This window comes from Phormidium pseudopriestleyi FRX01 (genome assembly GCF_017313335.1).
Classification (GTDB): Bacteria; Cyanobacteriota; Cyanobacteriia; order Cyanobacteriales; family Laspinemataceae; genus Laspinema; species Laspinema pseudopriestleyi.
This window is the reverse complement of sequence record NZ_JAFLQW010000159.1, coordinates 1-4,067: the sequence shown is the minus strand read 5'-3', so window position 1 is coordinate 4,067 and position 4,067 is coordinate 1. Positions and strand designations below refer to the sequence as shown.

The 4,067-nt window shown below is 45.7% G+C and carries 3 protein-coding genes and 1 pseudogene; all 4 read left to right on the top strand.

The features are described 5' to 3' along the window. Window positions 1-512: 512 nt before the first annotated feature. Window positions 513-728, top strand: a pseudogene (locus J0895_RS05875) (oleate hydratase); the annotation flags it as partial. Between the two features lie 157 nt (window positions 729-885). Further along, window positions 886-2,442: a heavy metal translocating P-type ATPase gene (locus tag J0895_RS05870; protein ID WP_242541083.1), complete on the top strand. Its 1,557-nt coding sequence runs from the start codon at window positions 886-888 to the stop codon at window positions 2,440-2,442. Then, on the top strand, window positions 2,357-2,977 hold the full coding sequence (locus J0895_RS25700) for an HAD-IC family P-type ATPase (protein ID WP_340643463.1): 621 nt from the start codon (window positions 2,357-2,359) through the stop codon (window positions 2,975-2,977). The genes J0895_RS05870 and J0895_RS25700 overlap by 86 nt, the downstream gene beginning before the upstream one ends. Window positions 2,978-3,579: 602 nt before the next feature. After that, window positions 3,580-4,067: DUF305 domain-containing protein (locus J0895_RS05865; RefSeq protein ID WP_207087180.1), on the top strand; the 488-nt coding region annotated here is incomplete at its 3' end.

The following is a 4,067-nucleotide window of genomic DNA, read 5'->3' as shown; positions in this document are numbered from 1 at the left end:
TGTCGAGAATATGGAGTGAGATATAACCAACATAGTTCTTTTTGGTCAGGATTATCATCCCATTATCGTTGGCTCCGAAAAATGGGAACTACTTTTTAGATTTTTTGAATCTTTTTCGGCAAGAGCGATCGCCAATGTTGCAGGATTGAAAACCCGATTAATTAAACCTCCAATTGTTTACGCTGTCCGTTTTTGACCCTGAAACGACCAAAAATTTTAAAATTATTAGGATTTTTATGATCAACTTATTTGAGTTTAATCGATTTAAAATCTTTTCTTTTCGCTGGCTGCTCACCTTGCGAACACCATATTACAACTAAATAAAAGGAGATCCCCATGATTGAATACAAAAACAATTCCAACACCAATATTGCTGAACTCGTCATTACAGACACCATCATAACTGGAGACGTTGAGCGAGTCGCCGCTAAGATGAATGCAGACATCGAGCAGTATGGCGATCTGCGGATTCTAGAAGAGTTTCGCGACTTCGATGGTATCGATCCGATCGCCCATTGCCCATTCCCAAAAATTCCAAGAACCTGGCCTTTGTCAGCCAGTTTGTCGAAATCCCTGATGATGTTGTTTTTACGGTCGAGTATTCCATCCGAGTGGCCCAAATGGCCGTCTATGAACTGCTGGGCATCGATCGCGAGATTCCCCCTATCCTGCACCATGACCAATCCATCAAGGTAAAACTTGACGCGGTGGTTAAGGCGTTTCGGTAACGCTGCCAAGGCCGATCCTGCGATCGGCGTTGACTCAAGTTGAGGGTTCACCTGACCGAACTGCAAACCAAATTAAACCAAACGTTAAAAGTATAACAAAACACCACAGCAAAACTGATTCAAAAATGCTCATTTTGATAATACAGGAATTTTATTCATGAAAAAAGAATCCTTACATTCCTCCTCTAGGAAGCATGACCACGATCAGATGGATGCGGCTTCCCATAGTCAGCATGGAAATGGTCAGCATGGAAATGGTCAGCATGGAAATGGTCAACACGCTGGGCACGACAAACACGCCGGACACAGCCCCGCCATGTTTAAACGGCGATTTTTTATCTGTCTGGGGCTAACATTGCCCATTCTCTATCTATCTCCGATGTTGCAGAGTTGGTTTGGCTATCAGGCCATTCAGTTTCCTGGCTCCAACTGGATTACACCGATTATCGCCACGATTATCTATTTCTATGGCGGTTGGGTATTTCTCAAAGGGTCTTGGTACGAATTTCGCAGCAAAATCGGGATGATGACGCTGGTTGCGTTAGCAATCAGTGTTGCCTTCATTTACAGTGTGGCAGTCACGCTCGGCTTAAAGGGAGATCCCTTCTACTGGGAACTGGCAACATTAGTTGATGTGATGCTACTCGGTCACTGGATTGAAATGGCTTCGGTGCAGGGAGCCAGCCGTGCCTTAGAGAGTTTGGCAGATTTAGTACCATCGATCGCTCACAAACAAGTAAATGGGCAGATCGAAGATGTCGCGGTGAGCGCGTTGGTTGAGGGCGATCGCATTATCATCCGTCCTGGCGAACAAGTGCCGATTGATGGTGAAGTCATCGAAGGAGTCTCTAGCGTCAACGAAGCCTTTTTGACCGGAGAATCGCGCCCTGTTACCAAGCGAGAACACGACGAAACGGTGGCAGGTTCCGTTAACGGTGAAGGTGCATTAACGATCGCCGTTACTCGCACAGGTGATCAAACCACCCTCAGCCAGATTATGCGGCTGGTGGAGGAAGCACAGGCATCTAAAAGTAAATATCAGAATCTCGCAGATCGAATGGCCTACTGGTTGACCTTGATTGCGATCAGTGTTTCGGCATTGACGTTTGTGGTTTGGCTTTCTGTTGGTACTGGTGGTCTGACCTTTGCGATCAATCGCGCCGTTTCCGTCCTCGTGATTACCTGTCCTCACGCATTGGGTTTGGCAATTCCGCTGGTAATTATTAATGCCACAGCAATGTCTGCCAAGCATGGCGTGTTAGTAAAGAACCGCGAAGCTTTTGAACGGGCGAAAAACATCAAAATGATCGCCTTTGATAAGACAGGTACTCTCACCGAAGGTCAGTTTGGAGTCCAACATACTTATGCCGAAGGGATCAGTGAAGCAGACGCACTAATCATCGCGGCTTCTCTAGAATCTCTATCAGAGCATTCGTTAGGGAAATCGATTGTTAAGGAAGCAAATAATCGTAAAAGCCAGCTTGCTAAAGCTAGTGAATTTAAAGCAGTACCGGGTCAAGGAGTCGAAGGTGTTGTCAAAGGTCAGCGTTATCGGGTGGGTAGACCGGAATGGGTTGAAGAGTTGAAATTGAGCTTTCCGCCCAAGTTGAAAAAAGGACTGCAAGACAGTGAATCTCGTGGAGAAAGCGCGATCGTCCTCTTCAACGATCAAACAAGCCCTGGCGGTATTTGGGTTAGCCGATCGAGTGCGTGAGAATGCCCGTCGGGCGATCGACAAGTTGCACGAGATGGGGATTGAAACCGTGATGATTACAGGCGATGCAGAAGTAGTCGCCAAAACGGTAGCCGCAGATTTGAAGATTGATCGCTATTATGCACGGGTTTTACCCCAAGACAAAGCGGCTCTGATTCGACGGTTAAAAGGCGATAAACCCACTGCTTTTGTCGGCGATGGGATTAATGATGCTCCGGCTTTATCTGAGTCGGATTTAGGCATTGCGATCGGTGCGGGTACGAATGTCGCGATCGAATCCGCAGATCTGGTACTGGTCAAGAGTAATTTATTAGACGTGGCTTATGCCCTCAAATTGGCAACAGCCACCTATAACAAGATGCTCCAAAATCTGTTCTGGGCAACGGGGTATAACGTCATTGGCATTCCCTTAGCGGCAGGTATTGCTTATCCACTGGGATTCGTTCTTTCTCCAGCCGTAGGGGCGCTATTTATGACGATTTCTACGGTCGTTGTATCAATTAATGCTATGCTGCTCCGCAGGATGAAAAGTTGAGCTAGAGTTTCATGCTTTTACGAGTAGGGGTGAATTAATATTCACCCTTATTACCAATGCCACATTTTCAACTACGAAGAACTGGGCATGATGGGCAATATCCAGATTGTGTCGTATGGACAGGATAAGCAGCCATCATTAGGCGTTTATACCAAGTCCAGCTCGGGATCTGTAGTTTTCCCACAGGTAGAACTCCACTTCTGGATTTGGATGAGGTTTAATAATATCGTCTAATGGCAGCTAAACACGGTTTAGATGGGAATTAAAAGTAAACAAGGACTTTGGACGAGCGTTCACTTTCATGGTTATTTGCCTAATCGGCAATGCATAAGTTTTATTGAATTTCATCCTGACTTCATAATTCCGAGTCAAAGTAGAAATAGAGACCTAAGCAAAGGATGAATTTACGGCATAGATGAAGTTTAGTTAGCGCTATAGCGCGTCTAAATGAATTTGACATAAAGAAAGCGAGCAAGATGCTCGCACTAGGGTCTCGGGCTTGGATCCATTGTCAAAATGATTTAGGGTCGCTATAGTCTTTGCTTCGTTTCTAGCAGTGATTGAAATGTTTGAATTTACGAATTAATTTTTGGAGCAACATCATGAATAAAAAGGTATGGATTTACAGCACGATCGCAGTAGCCAGTAGTATGGCGATCGTAGGCTTTTTTACAATTAACAACTCATTCGCTCGATTGGAAAAATCCTCGCAAGATATTCCTTCTTCTAGGACAACAACTCCAACACAAACTCAATCATCTCCATCCCCGATGGCGGGTCAGATGATGATGGGAGATATCGATCAACACTTCATTGTCATGATGATTCCCCATCACCAGGGAGCTGTTGACATGGCAGAACTGGCATTAACTCGGGCGCAGCATCCTGAAATCAAGCAATTAGCAGAAACTATCATTCAAGATCAAAACCGCGAAATTGAGCAAATGCAAACCTGGTATCAGGCATGGTACGGCACCGACGTGCCAGACATGATGCAGATGGGCATGATGGGAAATTCCGCTGGCTCCCGTGAAGGCATGATGGGCAACCGGGACATGATGGGGGGCAATTCTGGTCAAGGCATGATGGG

Coding starts and splice junctions, on each gene's coding strand:
- J0895_RS05870 (WP_242541083.1), top strand. CDS start 886: ATGAAAAAAGAATCCTTACATTCCTCCTCTAGGAAGCATGACCACGAT.